This window comes from Bradyrhizobium sp. 170 (assembly GCF_023101085.1).
In the GTDB taxonomy this organism is placed as follows: Bacteria; Pseudomonadota; Alphaproteobacteria; order Rhizobiales; family Xanthobacteraceae; genus Bradyrhizobium.
In genome coordinates this window covers 6,649,054-6,671,186 of record NZ_CP064703.1, presented here as the reverse complement: position 1 = coordinate 6,671,186, position 22,133 = coordinate 6,649,054, and the positions used below count along the sequence as shown (strand labels likewise).

Here is a 22,133-nt window from a genome sequence, read left to right as displayed (position 1 = left end):
TCTCAATTCAGATCCAAGCAAGGTCACATGAACCAGCACATGCGTCCAGAACCCGTTCCCTTCTATGATCTCGGCTCGCAGCGCCGGCGGCTCGGCACATCGATTGATGAGGCGCTCTCGCGTGTGACGAGCCATTGCCTCTTCATCAACGGCCCGGAAGTTGCCGTGCTGGAGAAGGCCTTGGCGGATTTCTGCGGCGCCAGGCATGTCGTGAGCTGCGCGAGCGGCACCGACGCGCTGCTGATGGTTTTGATGGCCAGGGAAGTCGGTCCGGGGGACGCCGTCCTGTGTCCATCGTTCACGTTCTGCGCGACCGGCGAAGCCGTGGCGCTGACCGGCGCGACGCCGGTATTCGTCGATGTCGATGCAGCAACCTTCAATATGGATGCCGGTTCGCTCCGGCGCGGCATCGCGACGGCGAAGCAGCGCGGCCTGAAATCCCGGGCCGTGATCCCCGTCGACCTGTTCGGCCAAAGCGCCGACCACGATGCGATCGCCGAGGTCGCGCAGGCCGAGGGCCTGTTCGTGCTCGATGACGCCGCCCAGGGTTTTGGCGCGAGCTACAAGGGCCGCCGGATCGGCTCTTTGGGACTTGCGACCGCGACCAGCTTCTTCCCCACCAAGCCGCTTGGCTGCTTCGGCGATGGTGGCGCCATCTTTACCGATGATGACAAGCTTGCCGAGACGCTGCGCAGCATCCGCGTTCACGGCCAGGGCTCCGATAAATACGACAATGTGCGCCTTGGCCTGACCGGACGCCTCGATACCATGCAGGCGGCGGTGCTGATCGAGAAGCTGAAGATTTTCGAGGACGAGATCGCAGCGCGCAACCGCGTGGCGGAGCGCTATTCGCGCGGCCTCGGCAATTTCGTGACCGTGCCGCGGCTGGCTCCCGGATGCACTTCGATCTGGGCGCAGTACACCATCCGCCTGCCCAAGGGGACCGATCGCGACGGTTTTGCGGCAGCGCTGAAGGCGCAGGGCATTCCGACGATGGTCTATTACACGAAATCGATGCATCAGCAGACCGCGTACAAGGATTTCCCGGTGGCCGACGGTGGCCTGCCGGTGAGCGAAAAGCTCTCGGACGATGTCATCAGCCTGCCGATTCACGCCTATCTCGACGAGGCGGCGCAGGATCGCGTCATCGAGGCGGTACGCGGCGCGCTCTCTTCCTGATTTCACGGTTTGGCGAATATGCGCTAGAAGCGGCGCATGCTCGGACGCATCTTCACCGTCGGCGGTTACACGCTGCTCTCGCGGCTGACCGGATTCGCGCGCGACATCATGCTCGCCGCCATTCTCGGCGCCGGCCCCGTCGCGGATGCGTTTTTCGTGGCGCTGCGGCTGCCCAATCATTTTCGCGCGATCTTTGCCGAGGGCGCCTTCAACGCCGCCTTCGTGCCGGCCTATGCGCATCTGCACGGCAAGAGCGAAGCGTCGGCGCGGCTGTTTGCCGACCGCATCTTCACGCTGCTGTTTGCCGCCCAGGTGATTTTGCTCGTCGTGGCCTGGGTGTTCATGCCGGAGGTGATCGCCATCCTCGCGCCGGGGTTCAAGGATGATCCGGCGCGCGGCGAACTCGCGATTTCGCTGACGCGGATCACGTTTCCGTATTTGCTGCTGATCACGCTGGTGACGTTGTACGGCGGCATGCTCAACGTGATGCATCGCTTCGCCAGCGCCGCCGCCGCGCCGATCTTTCTCAACCTGTCGATGATGGCGACGCTGGCGCTCGCCGCGTTCTTTCCGGGCGCGGGCTACGCCGCCGCATGGGGCGTATTGATCGCCGGCATCCTCGAATTCTTGTTGCTGGCTGGCGATGCGGCAAAGTCCGGCATCCTGCCGAAATTTGCGGTGTTCAAGCTCGACGATGATGTTCGCGCATTCTTTCGGGCGCTGGGCCCCGCTACCATCGGCTCGATGGGAACGCAGATCGCGTTGTTCGCTGACACCATCATCGCGACCTTTCTGGCTGCCGGAGCGCTTTCGGCGCTGTATTACGCCGACCGTCTCAACCAGTTGCCGATCGGCGTAATCGGGATCGCGATCGGCACCGTACTGTTGCCGGAAATGTCGCGACGGCTCTCTGCAAACGACGTCTCGGGTGCGTCAGCCGCACAGCGGCGGGCGTTCGAATTCTCGTTGTTGTTTTCGGTGCCGTTCGTCGCCGCCTTTCTGACGGTGCCTGACGTCATCATGCGCGCGATGTTTGCACGCGGCGCGTTCTCGAAGGCGGATGCCGCAGCCGCGGGCGCCACGCTGGCCGCTTACGCGATCGGACTGATTCCGTTCGTGACCATCCGCAGCGCGGTCGCGGCCTTCTACGCCCGTCACGACACCGCGACGCCGGTCAAGGCGGCGCTGACCGGCGTTGCCGTCAACGTGGCGCTGAAGGTCGCGTTGATGGGGGCGCTGGCGCAAATCGGCCTGGCGCTCGCCACCGCCGTCGGGGCCTGGGTCAATCTTTTGCTGGTGCTCTTCTTCGCGGTGCGGGCAGGTTACCTCGAACTCGACCGCGTCTGGATGATTTCGCTCGCCAAGTTCGCGGCGGCCGGTGTCCTGCTCGCCGCCGCACTTTGGGCCATCGCGCGATTCGCCAGCTTCTATTTCGCGCAAATGCACATCTTCCGGGACGAGACCGCGTTGCTGCTGCTGATTGTGGCGGGTGCCTTTGTGTACGGCGTCTTGATCCTGCTGCTGTTTGGCAGGGGGTGGCTATTCTCGCTGCTGCGCGACCGGACATCCGCCCGTATCTGATTGTAAATAAAGGAAATTTTTGATTGGGGCATGTTGTGGCTGTATTCGGGCATTTTTGCAACAAGTTCCCAAAAAGCGCCATTTGCGACTGATCCGCGCATGATTGCGTTGCGACTCCGCGTTAGGTTGATCCCAGATTTAATTGACGGTTTTTCAGAGAGGGGCTTCCATGGGCGTTTCAGCCTTCAAGGCAATCGCAGCTTCGGCACTGGCTATTGTGGCTGCAACTTCGATAGCATCCGCAGCGGACATGGCTCCGCGCTACACCAAGGCGCCGCCGGCCATGGTCGAGGTCTGGAACTGGACCGGCTTCTATATTGGCGGTAACGCCGGCTATAGCTGGGGCCGCGGCAATTCCGACGTTTCCTATTTCAACACCGCCACTGGCTTGCCGATCGCTCCGCCGGCCGGCTCCATCACCAACGCCGGCTACAACATGGACGGCGCGATCGCGGGCGGTCAGATCGGTTACAACTGGCAGAGCAACAACTGGGTGTTCGGTATCGAAGCCGACGCGCAGTGGTCGGACGAGAAGGGCAGGGGCGTGTTCAACTGCGCCGCAACGGGCATCGGCGGACCGTGTCTTCCTGGCCTGACGTTCCTGCCCCCGGGCGTGACCGGAACCAGCCTTGCTGTCGATACGCACCTCGAATGGTTCGGCACGCTGCGCGGTCGCGTCGGCGTGCTTGCGACCCCGAGGGTCCTGTTCTACGGCACGGGCGGTCTGGCCTATGGCTCGTTCAAGACCACCGGTACGATGGCTGGCACGACGCCCGCCGGTGTTGCGGTCGCTTCGGTCTCCTCGAACGACGATGTGCGCTTCGGCTGGACGGTTGGCGTCGGTGTCGAAGGCAAGATCACCAACAACTGGAGCGCCAAGCTCGAATATCTTTATATGGATTTCGACACCTTCCGCGCCGGTAGCTTTACCCTCGCACCGGCCAGCGCGATCAGGGCCGACGTAGACACGCGCTTCCACGACCACGTCCTGCGCGTTGGCTTGAACTACGCCTTCGGCGGCCCGGTGATCGCGAAGTATTGATTTCGGCGTAGTCTCCTCCCTGAACTCGAAGCCCCGGCATCGTCCGGGGCTTTTTGTTGTGCAGTCGCGAAAATTCCGCTGAGCGGACCGATTCTGCTGCGCCAGCCAATGACCGGCCGGGCGAAAGCGGTTTGCGCTGACGCCCGAACCGCTGCAATATGGAACGCTTCTAGAGCATGACCCGGAAAAGTGGGTACCGGTTTTCCGAAAGGGCCATGCTCAAACAAAAAGATGGGGCGGATGACGGTTCGAAGAGGCGTCATCGTGCTCCAGGACAATTGGAGATACGATGGCAGCTCCCATCAAATTCGGCGTCGGTCAAAGCGTTCTCCGCAAGGAAGACGACGCGCTGATTCGCGGCAAGGGCCGCTATACCGACGACCATTCGCCTCAGCCTGCGATGCACGCGCTGATGCTGCGCTCGCCGCATGCGCATGCGAAATTTACCATCAATGTCACCAAGGCCCGCGGGATACCGGGCGTGTCGCTGATTTTGACCGCGGCCGAGGTCGGCGATCTCGGCGATCTGCCGTGCCTGTTCAACCTGGAAACCGATCCCTTCATCGGCCCGCCATACCCGATCCTCGCCAAGGACGAGGTGCGCCATGTCGGCGACGCCGTGGCCTTCGTGGTCGCCGATACCATCGACCAGGCCCGCGACGCGATCGAGGCGATCGACGTCAAATGGACGCCGCTGCCCGCGGTGGCCGGCGTCGTCAACGCCGTCAAGCCGGGCGCGCCGCAGGTCTGGCCCGACAAGCCCGGCAATTTGCTGTTCGACGTGCCGATCGGCGACAAGAAAGCAACCGATGCCGCCTTTGCGAAAGCGCATGCGGTCGCCGAGGTATCGATCGTCAACCCGCGCGTCATCACCAACTTCATGGAAACGCGCGCAGCCGTCGCCGAATACGACGCCAAGCGCGATCATCTGACGCTGACCATCGGCAGCCAGGGCAGCCATCGCCTGCGCGAAATCCTGTGCGGCATGGTGCTGAAGATGCCGATGGAGAAGATGCGGATCATCTGCCCCGACGTCGGTGGCGGCTTCGGCACAAAACTGTTTCCGTATCGCGAATACGCCCTGATTTCAGTTGCCGCGCGAAAACTGCGCAAGACCATCAAATGGACCGCCGACCGCTCCGATCACTTCATGGGCGATGCGCAGGGCCGCGACAACGTCACGACCGCGAAGATGGCGCTGGCCGAGGACGGCAAGTTCTTAGGGATGGACGTCGACCTGATGGGCGACATGGGCGCCTATCTCTCGACCTTCGGGCCCTACATTCCGCACGGCGGCGCCGGCATGCTGCCCGGGCTCTATGATATCCAGGCCTTCCACTGCCGCGTCCGCACCGTGTTCACCAACACCGTGCCGGTGGATGCCTATCGTGGCGCGGGCCGCCCTGAAGCTGCGTATGTGATCGAACGGCTGGTTGACGCCGCCGCGCGAAAACTTGGGATGACGCCGGACGCGATCCGGCGCAAGAACTTCATTCCGCCGAAGGCGATGCCCTACACGACCGCGACCGGAAAGGTCTACGATTCCGGCGACTTCACCGCGCACATGAAGCGCGCGATGGAGGTCGCCAACTGGAAGGAGTTTCCCAAGCGTGCCAAGGCGGCGAAGAAGGCCGGACTGGTGCGGGGCATTGGGCTGGCGAGCTATGTGGAGGTGTGCGGCACCATGGGCGAGGAGACAGCCAATGTCGCACTCGATCCCAATGGCGACATCTCTATCCTGATCGGCACCCAGTCGAGCGGGCAGGGCCACCAGACGGCTTACGCGCAACTGGTCGCCGAGCAGTTCGGGGTGCCGCCGGAGCGCGTCCACGTCCTGCAGGGCGACACCGACAAGATCGCCACCGGTCTCGGCACCGGCGGCTCGGCGTCGATCCCGACCGGCGGCGTCAGCGTCGAACGCGCCACCCGCGATCTCGGCGGCAAGCTGAAGGAGATCGCGGCCGAGGCGCTGGAGACCAGCGCCGGCGACCTCGAGATCAGCAACGGCCTCGTGCGCATCGCCGGCACCGACCGTTCGATCAGCTTCGCTGACCTGGCAAAACGGCCAGGCGTCGATCCCTCGAAACTGAATGCGAGTGCGACGTTTGCGCAAGCCGACGGCACCTATCCGAACGGCACGCATCTCGCCGAAGTCGAGATCGATCCGGCCACCGGCATCATCAAGATCGTCAATTATGTAATCGTCGACGATTTCGGCGTCACGCTCAATCCGCTGCTGCTCGCCGGCCAGGTGCATGGCGGGGCTATGCAGGGGATAGGCCAGGCCTTGATGGAGCAGGCGGTCTACAGCGCAACCGACGGCCAGCTCGTCACCGGCACCTTCATGGATTATGCGATGCCGCGCGCGTCCGATGGCCCGTCATTCCATTTCGAAACCCACAACGTGCCGTGCACGACCAACCCGCTCGGCGTCAAGGGCGCGGGCGAGGCCGGTGCGATCGGTTCCTGTCCCGCGGTGGTCAATGCGATCATCGAGGGCCTGTGGCGTGAGTACAAGATCGATCACATCGACATGCCGGCCACGGCCGAGCGGGTCTGGATCGCGATCCGCGAGGCACAGAAGCTGCATAATCTCTGATATTTTGTCGCATGCGGAATGATGCGCCGCGTGCGGTGTTTACAAACGACCGGTCCGCACCACCTTTGGGGCCGGTACAAACCCGAATTGAAGGGGGATTTAGCCAATGAAGCGGATCGTCGTCGTCGCAGCTGTGCTTGCATTCAGTGCCGGTGCGGTCGTTGCACAGCAGGATCAGGTCAAGCGGACCCAGGCCATGATGAAGGACAATGGCAAAAACGCCGGCGCATTGTCTGCGATGGTCAAGGGCGAAAAGCCCTACGACCAGGCGACTGTCAATGCCGCGCTGGCCCAGTTCGAAGACACCGCCAAGAACCTTCCGACGCTGTTCCCCGCGAGCATGAAAGGTCTTAAGCTGGAGGGTGATTACGATCCCTCGCCGAAAATCTGGGATGACAAGGCCGGCTTCGAGTCTCAAATTAATAGCTTCGCCAAGGTCGTCGCCGACGCCAAAGGCAAGATCAAGAATCTCGACACGCTAAAGGCGGAACTGCCTGTCATCGGCAAGCAGTGCGGTGGCTGCCACGAGACATTCCGGATCAAGAAGGGCTGATCGCATTCTAACTTTGAGCATGATCTCCGCGCAAACGCGTTCCGCGTTTGTCGCGAGGGAAAACTGCTACACATTTTTCCGGATCATGCTCTGGCCTAAAAAGGGGCGGACGCCGCGAAGCGTCCGCTCCTTTTGTGTTAGCCTTTTCTTGTTCTTGTTTACTCGTGTTCGAACTTATCTACTTCGTCACCAAATTTACTTGGTGACTTGATTTATTTGGTTACCTGGCCGCGGATTTCGCCGCCCGGATTGGCCGCGGTGTGAATGTTGATGTAGTACTTGCCGGCCATGAGGTCCGCGGCCTGCGCATCGGTCAACGTCGCGCTGCCATCGACCGGGCTCGCCGTCGCATTGGGGATGGCGACCGCGACGCCGGCGTTCTTGCCGGCTTCGGCGGGGCCGTGGAAATGCGCGGCGGTGGCAGGACCGGACAGGCCGGAATAGGAGAGCTTCCAGCTCAGCTTCTTGCTGGCGGGATCGTAGTCGATGTCGGCGGTGCCGGAGGCCGCGCTGGCGTTGGGCGGCACCTGGGCCTTGCCATCGAGCGTCGCCTTCATCTTGTCGGCAAAAGCGGGCCCTGCAAAAGCAATCGCTGCCCCCAGCGCAAGCGAGACAAGCATGGTCTTGTTCGACATGGTGTTTCTCCCTGTTGACGTCAAACGGCCGTGTCAGCCTCAAAACAACGAGTTCACGAATTTATTCCCGAAACGACAACGAATGCTCCGAAATTTCGTGGAAGCCTATGGCACAAAGTGCGTTCATACTGGTCATTGAATTGAGACGCCTGGAATTGCGACGCTTGATGACGGGTCGATGAATGCTGCGACGAATTCTCCTTGGCTTGATCCTGGCTGGCGCCGCCGGCGCCGGCATCTTCTGGTGGCTGACGATCCCGGCGGTCGTTGCCCCGGCCTCGCTTGCTCCCCGTACGCCGAACCTTGCCAACGGCATCACAACGTTCAATGCCGGCGGCTGTTCCTCCTGCCATGCCGTTCCGAGCCAGCCCGATCGGCTGAAGCTGGGCGGCGGGCTTGCAATGCCGTCGCCGTTCGGGACGTTTTACGTCCCCAACATCTCGCCTGATCCCACTTACGGCATTGGCCGGTGGAGCGAAGCGGATTTCGTGACGGCGGTGCTCAAGGGGACTTCGCCGGACGGCGCGCATTATTTCCCGGCCTTTCCATATGCGTCCTACCAGCACGCGACGGTCGACGACGTTCGCGACCTCTTTGCCTACCTGAAGACGCTTGCGCCGGTGGCCGGCAAGCCGCGCGACCACGACGTGCCGTTTCCATTCAATATCCGCCGCAATGTCGGCATCTGGAAATGGCTGTTCATGGACGGCAAGCCTTACACGGCGGACGCCTCACGATCGGCGTCATGGAATCGCGGCGCTTACCTCGTCAACGGCCTGGGTCATTGCGCCGAGTGCCACAGCCCGCGCAACTTCCTCGGCGGCATCATCGAGGCGCAACGCTTCGCGGGCGGGCCCAATCCGGAAGGTGAGGGCTGGGTGCCCAACATCACCCAGAAGAGACTGGCCGAGTGGAGCGCAAAGGACATCGCCTACTTCCTCGAAACCGGGCAAACGCCTGATGGCGACACCGCCGGCGGATCGATGGTGCGCGTCATCAGGAACACGTCGCAACTGCCGCCGGAGGATCGCGCCGCTATCGCGGAATATGTGAAGTCGTTGCCGCCGGTCGAGGGACCGCCGCGGCCGAAGAAGGCAAAGGACGCCGAGAAATCATGACCGGCGCGTTGCCGCCTGCGCTCAGGGCGTCAAGGCCGCGGTGATCGGCATCCGCCTCTCTGGCGGCGCAGGGGACGCAATAGGAGGCACGAGCGACAGCGGCTTGCGCGGCGCAGGTGTGGCTATGGCAGGCGTGGCGATCTTGGCCCGCTTCGAGTCCGTGGCCGGCTTGAGTGGAGCGAGAGCGGCGGACGGGTCGAAATCGCCTACGCGATACAGAACGATGCCGCGGTCGAAATTGGCGGTTGCAAAGCGCGGATAATATTGAATCGCCAGATTGTATGAGACGAATCCTGGGACAGGTTCGAAACGGCCGATGGCTGCGGCGTTTGCCTCTTCCGCTGCGGGCGTAACCGCCGATGTCCCGATGGCGCCGACGGTCGATACATCCCCCTCACGCTGGACGCGCGGTTCATCCGAAGCGGTGACGTCAGGATGCAGCGCTGCGACGACTTGCGCTTCGCCGACGATCCTGTCGGTCGTCATTTCCGCTGCGCCAGGTGGTTTTGAAAACATTCCGAACAGGACGTAGCCGCCGACCAGCACCGCCGAAATGACCGTTGCCGCCATCGTGTTGGAAGCAACCTTGCGCACGGTTTCGTAGGTATGCACGGCCTTCGTGGCCGGCGGCTGGAGCGCAATGGCGAGCAATTGATCGTAGGTCTCGCGCTGCTCGGCATCGGTCAGGATGTCATAGGCGCGCACCAGCTCCCTGAACCGCAGCGCAGCATCGGGGTTCTCGGGATTGATATCGGGATGGGTAGCCTTCGCGGCCTTGCGGAACGCCGTCCGCAGCCCCTCGGCGTCATCACTCGGAAGCGCTCCGAGCAAATCGTATAACGTCCCCATGGTGGTACTCGCGACTATTTCCCCCTCGGAACGTCCCCCGCCGCGGAGCCCTCCGATTGACGACGCCCTAGGTAATCAAAAATATCTAGGCGGTAGAATGATCCTCTTATGGCAAAAGCATGCAAATCCTAAGAGATGGTTAACGCATACCGGCCGGGAGGCTGCTTGATTGACGGCGGCAAGCGGACGGGGCGGCCTCCAGCCCCCGGCCTCCGTCATAGACGGTCGACGGCTTTGAAGGAGTCATCCTTTTGTATGGCGGTGAGGAGGCGCCTTGGGGGCGCGTCCTGACGCTGGCGAGCGGTCTCGACATGTCGGTCACGGTCGAAGGCGTGGAAACGCGCGACCAGTTCGAGCGGCTGAACTCGCTCGGCGTCAACTTCGCGCAAGGCTATCTGATGGGCCGCCCGGTGCCGATCGACGAACTCGAATATCAGCCGCACATCTATCGTCCGCGCCGAATGGTGCCGTTGGTTGCCGCGCGCAGCGCCTTTGGATACGTTGCGTTTGATCGTGCGATCCTTGCTTGCCTCGTCTGAACAACAGGATGGACCGCGCTCAGGAGGCCCTCAGGCATGATTGTCCTCGATCGACATCGCGCGCTTACACAGGACGCCTGGAGTGAATTGACTGCCCGGGCGGTGATCGAAGAAATTTCAGCCGATGCTATCGCCCATTTCGATCCCAACACGTTCTGGCCGGGTCATCCGAGTGGCGAGAGGGAGGAAGACGGCGACCCCAGTTTCTACAAGGGCGCAGCTGGAGTCATTTGGGCGCTAGATTATTTGCATCGGGTCGGTGCGACCCGCGTCGCTGAAGACTTTCGCCCAGCGATTCCGAGGCTTATGGAGCGGACGATCGCCGACTTCGAGATCAGTTTCCCGACCGATTACGAGAAACATGGCTCGCTGCTCCGTGGTGACATGGGTTCGGCGCTTCTCGCCATGCGCCTTGCGCCCACAACGAGCCTTGCTGATCTGGTGCACAGCCGTGCAGAAGCAAATAATGAACTGCCGATCCGGGAGCTGATGTGGGGCATGCCCGGATCCATGCTCGCCGCCATCCACATGGCCGAAATGACTCAGGAAACGCGGTGGCGCGTCCTGTTCGAAATGCAGGCGGCCCGGCTGCTGGCCGAACTGGAGGACACGCCGCAAGGTCTACTATGGACACAGGATCTCTACGGCGAACGCGACCGTTGGCTCGGGCCCGTTCACGGTTTCGCCGGCAACGTCATCCCGTTGTTGCGCGGGTGGGATTGGTTGACGCCGACGCAGCAAGCGCAGGTGGCTGAGTTTGTACCGAAGACCCTCGCAGCAAATGCGTGGCAATCTGAAGTTGGGACCACGTGGGGCGCGAGAAGCAAGCGCGCGAAGCCGCCTGTCTATTGTCAGCATTGTCACGGTGCGCCCGGTATGGTGACGACGTTTGCGGATGCTCCCTTTGCTACCCCTGAATTCGACGCACTTCTTGTGGATGCTGGTCGGTTCACCTGGGCCGCCGGACCACTTACCAAGGGCTCGGGCCTCTGCCACGGCACGGGCGGGAATGGCTACGCATTCCTCAAGCTCTACCGCCGCACGAACGACCCGATCTGGCTCGATCGCGCACGCCAATTCGCCATGACGGCGATCGTCCAGTATCGGGGCGCTCAGATAGCCGTTGGCCGCGGACGGTATTCGCTTTGGACCGGCGACGTCGGCCTTGCAATTTACCTTTGGGATTGCATCACGGGGGAGCCTCGCTTCCCGACGATCGATGGGTTCTGACCCGAACGCGGCGACACGCCAGAGTTGGCAAATGCGCGCCAAGAATGAGCAAAAGCATTTTGTCTTGAAAGGCTTTCTGCCGAACAATAAAATGAGAGACAATCGGCAGGTCATTTTTCGGAGTGCGCCTATGCATCTGCTTCGTTCCGGATACGCGGCTCTCGAATACGAGATCGCCGAGGAGAGGGCATCGGCGCTCGGACGACTTGGACGGCGGTTGGAGGCCGCGCTGGCGGCACTTGCCGCATGCCCGCGGACGGCCAATTCCGATCGAAAAATCCGCGATGGTCTCGTCGAGCAGGCGGGATATGCGCTGTGGCTCTTCGTCGTGCAGCGCGAGGCCTGCGGTCTCAGAAAAATCGACCACGTGATACAGGTCTACGGGGTGCCGAACGAAGTGGTTGCCCGCATGGGGCCACTGGCCATGCCGAGCATGCATCCGACGAAGACCATAGGGATTGAGGCAGCGCTGCCGCCAATGTTCTGAAACTCGCCTTTCGTGCCGGGTCGCCGCTGAATTCGCCGCCAACTATCTCGCGTTCGTCAAACTCGCTTCCATCCGAATTTAGCTGCGCGCTAATAAGTCCACGCGCTAATTCACAAGTCTCGGTATTCCCACCTCGTCGGCGACCTGGTCCAGTCCGCGCAGCAGCGCAGGTGCTATGGGAATTCCAAGGCTCGTCCGCCTGAGGCGCGTTTCATGGCTGCGTTCGCCGGGCACCCAGATGCGGTCCACGCCCGGGATGCGCCGGCTGTTGCGGAAATCGCGCACCAGCGCATCGACGCTTCGCTTGATGGCAATGTCGCCGAAGGCTGCGATGTTGATCGCGGCGATCGCCTGTCCGGTGTTGGTGACGCTATCGTCGTCGTGATTGAAGTCGATGACGTCACGGCCCATCGCAGCGCCGCCGAGCGTGCCTGCGAGCAGGCCGATGATCATCGCAAGGCCGTAGCCCTTGTAGCCGGCCTCCATGCCGCCGAGCGGCAGCAGCATGCCTTCGTCGGCGCGTTTCGGATCGGTCAGCGGCTTGCCTTCGCGATCGATCATCCAGCCCTCCGGCATGGCCTCGCCGCGCAACGCCTTGGTTTTCACCTTGCCGTAGGCGGCGACCGTCGTCGCCATGTCGAGCACGATCGGGTTTTCGTCGCCGGCGGGAATCGCCGCCGCGATCGGATTGGTCGACAGCAGCATGTCGAGGCCGCCCCAGGGCGGAAGGTGATTGGCGTTGCCGACCGCGAAGTAGAGCCCGATCATGTCGTGGGCGAGCGGCATCGTGGCGTAGAGCGAAGCCGGGCCGGCATGGTTGCTGAACTGCGAGTTGACCCAGCCTAATCCGGTCCTGCGTGCCTTTTCGATCGCCATCTCGGCCGCGCGTTTCATTACGAGGTGGCCCATGCCGTTGTCGCCGTTGAGGACGGCGGTGCTGGCGTGCTCGTGCACGACATGGATGTTCGGCCGGACGTTGAAGCCGCCGGCCTTGATCCGCCTGACATATTGCGGCAATCGGCTGACGCCGTGCCCGTCCGAACCCTGCAGGTCGGCCGCCGCCATCAGGGCCGCGACCGTTGCAGCATCGGCGGCCGGCAAGCCGACCGAGGTGAGCGCCTGCTCAATGAAGGCCTTCAGCCGGCCAAACGTAACTGATGTCTCGGACAGGACAGGCACTCCCAGAAGCCCGCGGGCGTGGCCGCGCGCCGGGCGAAGTCGACGGCGACTGCGGGCAGGCGGGGGCGCGCTTGCTAGCCCGTGCCGAACGCCTTGAAGGTGATGATGGTGTGGGTGTCCTGGATGCCCGGAATGACCTGCACCTTCTCGTTGACGAAATGGCCGATGTCGGTGTCGTTATCGACGTAGAATTTGACCAGCAGATCGTAATCGCCGGCGGTGGAATAGATCTCCGAGGCGATCTCGGCCTCCGCGAGCGCATTGGCGACGGCGTAGGACTGGCCAAGCTTGCATTTGAACTGGACGAAGAAGGGAACCATCGCTGTCGTCTCCAAAAATGTTGGCCCCAATAGGCCAAAAACCGCGGGGGATGGCAAGCCAGCTTGCCGCCTGTGCCCTGCCGCGTTAGGACAAGCCACTTAGGACAAGCCATGGCCCTGAACCCAGCATTCTCACGAGGCTTTTGATGACGACGCCGATCGCGCTCACCATCGCCGGCTCCGATTCCTCAGGGGGAGCGGGCATCCAGGCCGACCTCAAGACGTTTGCCGCGTTCGGCGTCTACGGCGCCTCCGTGATCACGGCACTGACCGCGCAGAATACCGAGGGCGTCAGCGGTATCCATCAGGTGCCGGCCGAGTTCGTGACCGCGCAGATCGACGCGGTGTTTTCCGACCTGGCGGTAGGCGCGGTCAAGATCGGCATGGTGGCGCAGCCCCCGGTTATGGATGCTATCGTCGCCGGGCTGGCGCGCTGGTCGCCGAAGCATGTCGTGCTCGATCCCGTGATGGTCGCGACCTCGGGCGACCGGCTGCTCGCGACGGAAGCCGTCGACGCGCTGCGGACAAAACTCATTCCGCGGGCTTCGGTCATCACGCCCAATCTGCCGGAAGCCGCAGCGCTGCTCGACGAAGGCGTGGCGGCGGATGAAGCCGCCGTCGAGAAACAAGGCAGGCGATTGCTGGCCCTGGGATGCAAGGCGGTGCTGATCAAGGGCGGCCACGGGGAGGGCGCCGAGAGCATCGACTATCTGATCGACTCCTCTGGTGTCATCGCACTCGCCGCGCCGCGCATCGTCACAAAAAATACCCACGGCACCGGCTGCTCGCTCTCCTCGGCGATTGCCGCGGGACTGGCGAAGGGCAAGGATATGGAGACCGCCGTACGCAACGCCAAGGCCTTCGTCAGCGCGGCGATTGCCGCCGCAGATCGCTTCAGCGTCGGGCATGGTCACGGCCCGATCCATCATTTTCACAAATTTTATTGACCTATCTCTCGTCGTCCCTGCGAACGCAGGGACCCATAACCACTGCGTTGGTTGTTGCGCGAGGTGTCGACTCGATTGCCCTCTCGATGAGCCGCGGCGTATGGGTCCCTGCGCCCGTGCGCAATTGCGCACTAGGCAGGGACGACAGCGAAATGTTGCCGCCGCCATGTCGCTTGCCTGTCGCATCGCGCTGCTATCCGCGAGTCCAGGGGCGCGGCATTGATTCTCGCGGGAATATCGCGGCGTGAACTAGTCATCGCCCTGTCACAGAAATCTGTCAGGTGAACAGGTATGGGTAGTGACTCCTTGAGTGAAGAAAGCCCGGAACGGCGTTTTCGCACCTTGTTTATCTCCGACGTTCATCTCGGAGCCCGCGGCTCGCAGGCCGATCGATTGCTGGACTTCCTCAAAAGCCACGACGCCGACACCATCTATCTCGTCGGCGACATCGTCGATGGCTGGGCGCTGAAGTCGAGCTGGTACTGGCCCCAATCGCACAACGACTTCGTGCAGAAGATGCTGCGCAAGGCGCGCAAGGGCGCCAAGGTCGTCTACGTGCCCGGCAATCACGACGAGTTCCTGCGCAATTATTACGGCACGCATTTCGGCGGCATCGACGTGGTGGAAAACACCATTCATGAGGGGGCCGACGGCAAGCGCTATCTCGTCATCCACGGCGACATCTTCGATCTCGTGGTGCAGAACGCGCGCTGGCTCGCCCATCTCGGCGACAAGGCCTATGATTTCGCCATTCAGATGAACCGCCTCGTCAATTTCTTCCGGCGCATGTTCGGCGTTCCCTATTGGTCGCTGTCGCAATGGGCGAAGCTGAAGGTCAAGAACGCCGTGAACTATATCGGCGCGTTCGAAAAGACCCTGGCTGGCGAAGCGCGGCGTCACGGCGCCGACGGCGTGATCTGCGGCCACATCCACTACGCCACCATCCGCGACGAGCACGGCATCCGCTACATGAATTGCGGCGACTGGGTGGAAAGCTGCACCGCGCTCGCCGAGCATGAGGACGGCCGGTTTGAGATCATCACCTGGGCCGATCCGCAGCGAAGGGCAGCGCCCGTTCCCCGCGTCGCGGCGCGCGCCGCATGACACATATCCTGGTCGCAACCGATGCGTGGCATCCCCAGGTCAACGGGGTGGTTCGCACGCTGACCATGATGGCAGAGGCGGCCAAGGGATTTGGCGTCGAGGTGAGTTTCCTGACGCCGCAATCGTTCCGCACTTTTGCGATGCCGAGCTATCCCGATCTGCGGCTGGCGCTGCCGTATCCGGCAAAAATCGCGCGACTGATCGAAGCGGCAAAGCCGGACAGCATTCATATCGCGACCGAAGGCCCGATCGGGCTATTGGTGCGGCGCTATTGCCGCAAGCGCGGCCTGCCGTTCACCACGAGCTTTCACACCCGCTTTCCGGAATATGTATCGGCGCGTTCGCCGATTCCGGAATCCTGGGTATGGCGGGCGCTGCGCGCCTTCCACCGGCCGAGCCAGGCGGTGATGGCGGCAACGCCGGCGCTGGCGGCCGAATTGCGCATTCGCGGCTTTCGCAACGTGGTGCTGTGGTCGCGTGGCGTCGATACCTCGCTGTTTCATCCGCGCAGCGCTGACCTCTGCCTGCCGATGCCGGTGTTCCTCTGCGTCGGGCGCGTCGCGGTCGAAAAGAATCTCGAGGCCTTCCTCGACCTCGATTTGCCCGGCACCAAGCTCATCGTCGGCGACGGGCCGGCGCGCGCGGCGCTGGAGCGGAGATATCCTGATGCCGTCTTCCTGGGCGCCAGGCACGGCGAGGAACTGGCCGAAATCTACGCGGCCTCCGACATTTTCGTATTTCCCAGCAAGACCGACACGTTTGGCCTGGTGCTGCTGGAGGCGCTGGCCAGCGGCCTGCCGGTTGCCGCCTTTCCGGTCACCGGTCCGCGCGACGTGATCGGCTCGGCGCTGGTCGGCGTCCTGGACGAGGACCTGCGCGCGGCCTGCCTGGAGGCGCTGCAGGTTTCGCGGGAAGATTGCGTCGAATTCGCCGCTGGCTACAGCTGGCAGGCCTCTGCGCGGGTTTTTGTCGAGCATGCCCTGAATGTTCGCCCAGTCCTGTCCGAAGGCGAGGAGGCCGAATTTGTGGCTGATAATCCGCATCTCGTGGCCTGAGTTCACGCTAAATCGTCTTGCTCGCCAGTCTGCGACCGCGATACAAATGGCGGATGCCAGAATCCATCCAAAATCCACCCATTGGCGCGGCCGATATCGAGGCCGCCGCCAAGGTGGTCGCGCCCTTTGCGGTGCGGACGCCGCTGTTGTCGTTCCCCGTTCTCAATGAACGCGTCGGTACCAAGGTCTTCCTGAAGCCCGAAATGCTGCAGCGGACCGGATCGTTCAAGTTCCGCGGCGCCTTCAACAAGCTGGCCTCGATCCCGCAGGACAAGCGCAGCGGCGGGGTGGTCGCGTTCTCTTCCGGTAACCACGCCCAGGGCGTGGCGGCGGCGGCGCAGATCCTGCACATGCAGGCGACCATCGTGATGCCTGCTGATTCGCCCGTCACCAAGCGCGAGCGCACCAAGGGCTATGGCGCCGAGGTGGTGCTATACGACCGCGACAGGGAAGACCGCGAAGCCATCGCCAACGGCATTGCCAGCAAGCGTGGCGCGACGCTGGTGCGCCCCTATGACGATCCCTTTGTGATCGCCGGACAAGGCACCGCGGGCCGCGAGATCGCCGAGGACATGGCGGCGCTCGGGCTCGTCCCCGATATCGTGGTGGCGCCGGCATCGGGCGGCGGGCTGATCGCCGGCGTTGCGACGGCGGTGAAGGCAAAGTTTCCGCAAGCGCAGGTGATCGTCGCCGAGCCCAAGGACTATGATGATCACGGCCTGTCGCTGCGCGCAGGCCACCGCGAGGCCCACCACGCCGCCGGCCGCACCATCTGCGATGCGCTGATGGCAGCGATGCCGGGCGAACTCACCTTCTCGATCAACAGCAAGCTGCTGGCGAATGGCGTGATCGCGTCCGACGAGGAAGTCGGCGCGGCAGTCGCCTATGCCTATCGGGAATTGAAGCTGGTGGTCGAGCCCGGCGGCGCCGTCGGTCTTGCCGCACTGCTGGCCGGCCGCATCGACGCCAGGGGCAAGAACGTCGTCATCGTGCTCTCCGGCGGCAATGTCGACGCGGACCTGTTCGCCAAGCTGGTCGCCTGATCATCCCGTCTCAAACGGAACCGGGCAGAGCGTGTGCTCTGCCCGGTTTCGCAATTGTACGAAGCTCTCCCGTCAGCGCCGCCCGAAGCCGCCGCCGCCGAATGAACGGCCGCCGCCGAACGACCCGCGGGATGGGCCTGCGAAGCTCTGGCTGAAACGTCCGCTGCCCATGCCACTGCTGAAATGACGCGGCGCGGTCTTGACCATAGGCCTGGTCGTGACCATGGGTCTGGTGGTGACCCGGTTGTTGATCTTGCCGGGGAAGGTCGTGCCCTTGCCGGCGTTGACGGGATTGGCGTTGATCTTGCCGGGCAGTGTCGTCACCTTGCCGGGGTTGCCCGCATTGACGGGCGTGGGGTTGATCTTGCCGGGCAGGGTGGTGACCTTGCCTGGAATGCCGTTGTTGTTGCCGCCATTGGCCGGGTTGATCGTCGTCATGCCCTTGGCGGGCAGCGTAACGATCTTCGACGGCGAGGGCATATGAGCCTGAGCGCCAAGATTGCCCTTGGAGATGCCCAGCGTCGGCGTGTGGCCGAAGTTCGCCGGCTTGAACGACGGCGACTGCTTCGCCAGATGCGTGAACTGCATCAGATGCACCGCCTTCGGCGCACCCTGCAGCTTCAGCGCAGACTGGGCGTAGGGGCTGTTGGAATAATTGTCGTGGAACGTCTTGTAGGCGAAGGGCGAGTTCGCGAGCACCGCCTTGTGCCACGCCTTTGCCACCTGCAGGTTGCCGAGCAACACGCGGATGCGGTCGCATAGCGGGTCATGCGGGTAGAGCCGGATGAACTCCTCATAATGCTCGGGCGAGCCTTCCGACAGTACGTAGTCATAGGCCTGGCGCACCGAACGCGACGGCAGATTAGCCGCGGCCTGCATGATCGGGCGGCGATCCGGCGCGCGGCCGGCGGCAACCGCCGTATCGCCGAAGAAATAGAAATCGGAGGTCAGCGACGAGCTTTCCCACGGCGTCTGACGGCCGTTGGTCGCGTTGTTCACCTGGAGCCGGACTCGCTTGAACAACTGCTCGATCGGCAGGTTCGGTTCGCGCGCGACATTCAGGAAGGCCGAGGTATACGGGCTGTGGTTGCCGTCGCCGTCCTGCGCTTCCATGCCCGGCGCGGTCGAGTAACCGACGATCGATCCGTTCGGCGCGTCGACGATGGCAAGACCCCGTCCCGCATCGTTGATCTCCGGGAACGGATTGTTGCGGCAGGCGTCGAGCACGACGATGCGCATCCGGCTCGAGATGGATTCCAGCGTGCCCATCAGGTCGACCAGCCGCAGCGAATTGCCGTCGAGATCGGACGGCGAAGAGATTTTTGCATCGACCGGAAGCAGATAGTTCTCGCCCGCCACCTGCACGCCGTGGCCGGCATAATAGATCATCGCGACGGTGCCGGGGCCGCGCTCGGCGACCCTGGCGGAGAAGTCCTGCACGACCCTGACCATGTCGCTGCGCGTCAGGTCGGTCGCCTGGGTGACCTCGAAACCCGCGGAATTCAAAAGCTGCGCCACCGATTGCGCGTCGTTGCCGGGATTGGCGAGCTTTGGCGCGGTCTGGTAATTCGAATTGCCGATCACCAGCGCGACGCGCTGGTCCGTTGGCGGCGGCGTTTGCATGCCGTTGCGGATATCGGCATTGGGGGCTTCGGCGAAAGCTGCGCCGGTGCCGAAGCTCAACAGGCTTGCCAGGAGACCGGCGCGCAATAGCGTTGACTTAAAACGGGACATGGCAGCATTCCTCAAATGAATCTCGTGGCGAGATTTGCTGTGGGGACGCTAAATCGCATCAGCAGGGCGGTACGTGACGCCGGTCACGGTTGCAGCGGAAGGCACTTCCATGCTTGCCGCCGCACGATACGGCTGACAATCTCGGGTTGCCGAAAGGTCGAAGGAACCCAAAATGGGCTTCGGGCTAAAGACCACCACAGGAATCATCGCGGCGGTGCTGGTCACGGCGGCGCTGGCTCAGGCGAGCAAAGTGTTCGCGCCGCTTGCGGCCGCCCTGTTCATCATCGCGATTGTGTGGCCGATCCAGAAGCAGTTGCAGTCCTGGATGCCAAAGCTTGCCGCGCTGGCGATCACGATCGTTGCGACGGTGGCGATCTGTCTCGGCTTCGCCTCGCTTGCGGCCTGGGGATTTGGTCGCGTGGGACGGTCGCTGGTCGCCGATTTGCCGCGGTACCAGGCGCTTTATTCGGCGACGGTGACGTGGCTGGACGGCCATGGCATCTCGGTCGCGGGGCTCTGGGCCGAACACTTCAACGTCGGCTGGCTGCTGCGCGCGACGCAGCAGGTTACGACCCGCGTCAATACCACGCTCAGCTTCTGGGTGATCGCGCTGGTTTACGTGATGCTCGGGCTTCTCGAAGTCGAGAACATCAGGCAAAAGATCGAGCGGCTGGATAACCGCACGGCAGCCCGCGTGCTGCTCGACGGTAGCACCGCGACCGCGGAGAAATTTCGAAGATACCTGCTGGTGCGGACGAAGATGAGCGCGGTGACCGGTCTGCTGGTCGGCGCATTTGCGTGGGTGACTGGATTGCCGTTCGCATTCGAGTGGGGCGTGATCGCCTTCGTGCTCAACTATATCCCGTTCATCGGTCCTTTCGTCGCAACGCTGTTCCCGACCTTGCTGGCGATGACGCAGTTCGAGAGCTGGCCGGCGGTCCTCGGCGTCTTCGTCTGCCTGAATGTCATTCAGTTCGCGGTCGGCAGCTACATCGAGCCGCGGGTGGCCGGCTCGACGTTGTCGATTTCGCCCGTCGTCGTGCTGTTCTCAATCTTCTTCTGGACGTTCCTGTGGGGCCTGTTCGGCACCTTCATCGGCGTACCGATCACGCTGGCAATTCTGACCTTCTGCGCCGCGCATCCGTCAAGCCGCTGGGTCGCCGATCTGTTCGGCGGACCGGATCAGATGAAGCCGGGCAAACCTTAGGATTCGTTCTCGCCGGCAATCTCCACGCGCTCTGGCGGCAGCAGATCAAGCCGTCCATCTGGCCCAGCCGCCAGCGTGTGAATATAGAAATGCGTGGCCGCATCGTCGGTCGCATTCATCACCGGCGAGGGCGCGGAGATGATCTTCAACGAACCGCATGCGCCGATCCAGTCGATATGGCGGTGGCCGTGCATCACCACGGCGCGACCGGCCAGCGCTTCCAGCCTGCGCACGAACCAGCTGCCGTTGATCAGTGCCGTACCGATGCGTTCCGAGAACGCCTTCACCGGCATGGGATACTCCACCACATGGTGGTGCAATGCGACGATCCAGCGTGCTGCCCGGTAATGGCGGATCGCCGCCTCGAAACGATGCGTCTGTTCGACGGATACCAGCCCGAGCGCGTTGGTGAAGGAAAAGTGGGTCTCTGCATTGGAGTTCAGGATGGCTATTCCGAGGCCGTCTTCCGCCTCTGGCGGCAGGATCATCGGAAACTGGTCGTCGAACAGGCCACGCAGCGCCGCTGCACGGCGCAAGCCGCCATGCTCCGCAAGCGCCACGATCGCATCGCGGTGCGGCGCGAGCGCCTCGTTCAGCGTTACGGTCGGTTTTCCCACGGCATCGACCACGCGCACGCGATGGCCTTGCACGGCCGCCATCGCCGACAAAGTGCGGATTTGCCGTAACCGCTTGCCCGGGCTGAACGGCAGGTCGAGCCGGGCCGGATTGGCGCGGTCGACGATGTTGACATCGTGATTGCCCGGCAACATCACCGCGCGCGCGGCAAGTTCCGGATGCTGCGCTATTGCGTCGAGGAACGTGGCCCATTCGCTGGCGCGGCCGGCGTCGGTCATGTCGCCGGTGATGAGAACGTGATCGAGTGGATCGCTCGCATGAATGGCGGCGAGATGCGCCAGGACCCGATCGAGCCGGCCATTGCCGCGCGGGCCCGCCCGTCCGCTTTCGATGCGGAAGCCGTATTGTTCGCCGATCACGTGCAAGTCCGACAGATGCGCCACGCGCCAGCGACGGCCTCCGGAGGGCGCGGCATCGAATGTGGCGAGATCGACGGGCTGCGGCATGCTGGCATCCGCAAATCCCCAAACCAGCGATGCGGCCGCCAGATATGCCGACAGCAGCACGATGGCATTTGCCAGCGTCGGCATGGCGAGGCGATGCAGCAAGATCAGGTCGTTCCAGCTGCCTGTCCAGCGCGAGGCAGGCCACGCCGCAATTGCGATCAGCGCCGCGCATGTCGACAGCATGATAGCTGCGCCGACCGAGTTGGCGCTGCGCAACCGCGCCCGGCCGGCGAGGGTCAGGTTCTTGCTCCACATCCGTTCCGTCAAATGACGCAACGCCTCGCGGGCGAACGCGTAGCCGGGCTGTACGGCGAGCGCATTGAGCGACCAGAAATTGACCTCCGCGATCCGGAACAGCGGTCGCCATCCGATCCATCCCACCGCGACGATCGCGAGCAAGGCGAGGGCCGTGCCGATCCCGGTCAGTGCGGCAAGCTTTTCCGACAAGGTTGAAAGCCAGGCGGAGACCAGCAACGGAGCCAGACCCAGAAGCACTGCAGGCAACAACAGCAACACCGTCCAGGCAAACAGCAGTTTGGGCAAACTGATTTCGACCAGCAGGCTCCCGGCGATTGCGAGCAGGGACCGCTGCCCGGGACTGGCGGCATCGTCCTCGATATCGCCGTGGCGCGGATCGATCAGCATGCGGT

The 22,133-nt window shown here is 63.1% G+C and carries 19 protein-coding genes and 1 pseudogene; 14 read left to right on the top strand and 6 right to left on the bottom strand.

Annotated elements, in window-relative coordinates; translation table 11 throughout:
* The first annotated feature begins 27 nt into the window (after window positions 1-27).
* From IVB05_RS31230 to IVB05_RS31210, 5 genes are all read left to right on the top strand, one after another.
* Entirely contained in the window at window positions 28-1,179 is a 1,152-nt protein-coding gene (locus IVB05_RS31230; RefSeq protein ID WP_247779869.1) for a DegT/DnrJ/EryC1/StrS family aminotransferase, read from the top strand.
* A 36-nt stretch (window positions 1,180-1,215) separates the two neighbouring features.
* Entirely contained in the window at window positions 1,216-2,760 is a 1,545-nt protein-coding gene (gene murJ / locus IVB05_RS31225) for a murein biosynthesis integral membrane protein MurJ (protein ID WP_247779868.1), read from the top strand.
* Window positions 2,761-2,929: 169 nt separating this feature from the next.
* Window positions 2,930-3,802, top strand: a complete 873-nt coding sequence (locus IVB05_RS31220; RefSeq protein WP_247779867.1) for an outer membrane protein — start codon at window positions 2,930-2,932, stop codon at window positions 3,800-3,802.
* A 289-nt stretch (window positions 3,803-4,091) separates the two neighbouring features.
* Complete coding sequence (locus tag IVB05_RS31215) at window positions 4,092-6,401, top strand: xanthine dehydrogenase family protein molybdopterin-binding subunit (protein WP_247779866.1); 2,310 nt, start codon at window positions 4,092-4,094, stop codon at window positions 6,399-6,401.
* A 106-nt stretch (window positions 6,402-6,507) separates the two neighbouring features.
* Window positions 6,508-6,954 (top strand): cytochrome c, encoded by a 447-nt coding sequence (locus IVB05_RS31210; RefSeq protein ID WP_247779865.1) that lies wholly within the window; start codon window positions 6,508-6,510, stop codon window positions 6,952-6,954.
* A gap of 212 nt (window positions 6,955-7,166) precedes the next feature.
* Here IVB05_RS31210 and IVB05_RS31205 read toward each other — a convergent pair whose 3' ends face one another.
* Window positions 7,167-7,589 (bottom strand): CHRD domain-containing protein, encoded by a 423-nt coding sequence (locus IVB05_RS31205; protein WP_247779864.1) that lies wholly within the window; start codon window positions 7,587-7,589, stop codon window positions 7,167-7,169.
* Window positions 7,590-7,771: 182 nt separating this feature from the next.
* On the opposite strand from IVB05_RS31205, the gene IVB05_RS31200 reads away from it, so the two are divergent.
* Window positions 7,772-8,707 carry a cytochrome c gene (locus IVB05_RS31200; protein WP_247779863.1) on the top strand — a complete coding sequence of 312 codons (936 nt, stop codon included), beginning with the start codon at window positions 7,772-7,774 and terminating at the stop codon, window positions 8,705-8,707.
* Between the two features lie 21 nt (window positions 8,708-8,728).
* On the opposite strand, the gene IVB05_RS31195 is transcribed toward IVB05_RS31200, so the two are convergent.
* The gene (locus tag IVB05_RS31195) at window positions 8,729-9,556 is read right to left on the bottom strand and encodes a J domain-containing protein (RefSeq protein WP_247779862.1); all 828 of its coding nucleotides are present in this window, start codon (window positions 9,554-9,556) and stop codon (window positions 8,729-8,731) included.
* Between the two features lie 284 nt (window positions 9,557-9,840).
* Between IVB05_RS31195 and IVB05_RS31190 the strand changes: the two are divergent.
* From IVB05_RS31190 to IVB05_RS31180, 3 genes and pseudogenes are all read left to right on the top strand, one after another.
* A pseudogene (locus IVB05_RS31190) lies at window positions 9,841-10,095 on the top strand (EAL domain-containing protein); the annotation flags it as partial.
* A 36-nt stretch (window positions 10,096-10,131) separates the two neighbouring features.
* Entirely contained in the window at window positions 10,132-11,325 is a 1,194-nt protein-coding gene (locus IVB05_RS31185) for a LanC-like protein (RefSeq protein WP_247779861.1), read from the top strand.
* A gap of 31 nt (window positions 11,326-11,356) precedes the next feature.
* Window positions 11,357-11,812 carry a DUF6665 family protein gene (locus tag IVB05_RS31180; RefSeq protein ID WP_247779860.1) on the top strand — a complete coding sequence of 152 codons (456 nt, stop codon included), beginning with the start codon at window positions 11,357-11,359 and terminating at the stop codon, window positions 11,810-11,812.
* Window positions 11,813-11,917: 105 nt separating this feature from the next.
* On the opposite strand, the gene IVB05_RS31175 is transcribed toward IVB05_RS31180, so the two are convergent.
* Entirely contained in the window at window positions 11,918-12,991 is a 1,074-nt protein-coding gene (locus IVB05_RS31175; protein WP_247779859.1) for an Ldh family oxidoreductase, read from the bottom strand.
* Between the two features lie 74 nt (window positions 12,992-13,065).
* Complete coding sequence (locus tag IVB05_RS31170; RefSeq protein ID WP_029583462.1) at window positions 13,066-13,311, bottom strand: Lrp/AsnC ligand binding domain-containing protein; 246 nt, start codon at window positions 13,309-13,311, stop codon at window positions 13,066-13,068.
* 146 nt (window positions 13,312-13,457) lie between these two features.
* Here IVB05_RS31170 and thiD point away from each other — a divergent pair, with 146 nt between their 5' ends.
* The 4 genes from thiD (at window position 13,458) to IVB05_RS31150 (ending at window position 17,460) form a co-directional block, all read left to right on the top strand.
* Window positions 13,458-14,258, top strand: a complete 801-nt coding sequence (thiD, locus tag IVB05_RS31165; protein WP_247779858.1) for a bifunctional hydroxymethylpyrimidine kinase/phosphomethylpyrimidine kinase — start codon at window positions 13,458-13,460, stop codon at window positions 14,256-14,258.
* A gap of 291 nt (window positions 14,259-14,549) precedes the next feature.
* Complete coding sequence (locus IVB05_RS31160) at window positions 14,550-15,362, top strand: UDP-2,3-diacylglucosamine diphosphatase (RefSeq protein WP_247779857.1); 813 nt, start codon at window positions 14,550-14,552, stop codon at window positions 15,360-15,362.
* Window positions 15,359-16,417 carry a glycosyltransferase family 1 protein gene (locus IVB05_RS31155; RefSeq protein WP_247779856.1) on the top strand — a complete coding sequence of 353 codons (1,059 nt, stop codon included), beginning with the start codon at window positions 15,359-15,361 and terminating at the stop codon, window positions 16,415-16,417. Before IVB05_RS31160 ends, IVB05_RS31155 begins: the two co-directional genes overlap by 4 nt.
* A gap of 53 nt (window positions 16,418-16,470) precedes the next feature.
* The gene (locus IVB05_RS31150; RefSeq protein ID WP_247779855.1) at window positions 16,471-17,460 is read left to right on the top strand and encodes a threonine/serine dehydratase; all 990 of its coding nucleotides are present in this window, start codon (window positions 16,471-16,473) and stop codon (window positions 17,458-17,460) included.
* A 72-nt stretch (window positions 17,461-17,532) separates the two neighbouring features.
* Here the strand turns inward: IVB05_RS31150 and IVB05_RS31145 are convergent, their stop codons facing one another.
* Window positions 17,533-19,194, bottom strand: a complete 1,662-nt coding sequence (locus IVB05_RS31145) for a caspase family protein (protein WP_247779854.1) — start codon at window positions 19,192-19,194, stop codon at window positions 17,533-17,535.
* A 172-nt stretch (window positions 19,195-19,366) separates the two neighbouring features.
* Here IVB05_RS31145 and IVB05_RS31140 point away from each other — a divergent pair, with 172 nt between their 5' ends.
* Window positions 19,367-20,401 carry an AI-2E family transporter gene (locus IVB05_RS31140; RefSeq protein ID WP_247779853.1) on the top strand — a complete coding sequence of 345 codons (1,035 nt, stop codon included), beginning with the start codon at window positions 19,367-19,369 and terminating at the stop codon, window positions 20,399-20,401.
* Here the strand turns inward: IVB05_RS31140 and IVB05_RS31135 are convergent.
* Window positions 20,398-22,128, bottom strand: coding sequence for a metallophosphoesterase (locus IVB05_RS31135; protein WP_247779852.1), 1,731 nt, complete (start codon window positions 22,126-22,128; stop codon window positions 20,398-20,400). The two genes, IVB05_RS31140 and IVB05_RS31135, sit on opposite strands and share 4 nt — an antisense overlap.
* Between the last annotated feature and the right edge of the window lie 5 nt (window positions 22,129-22,133).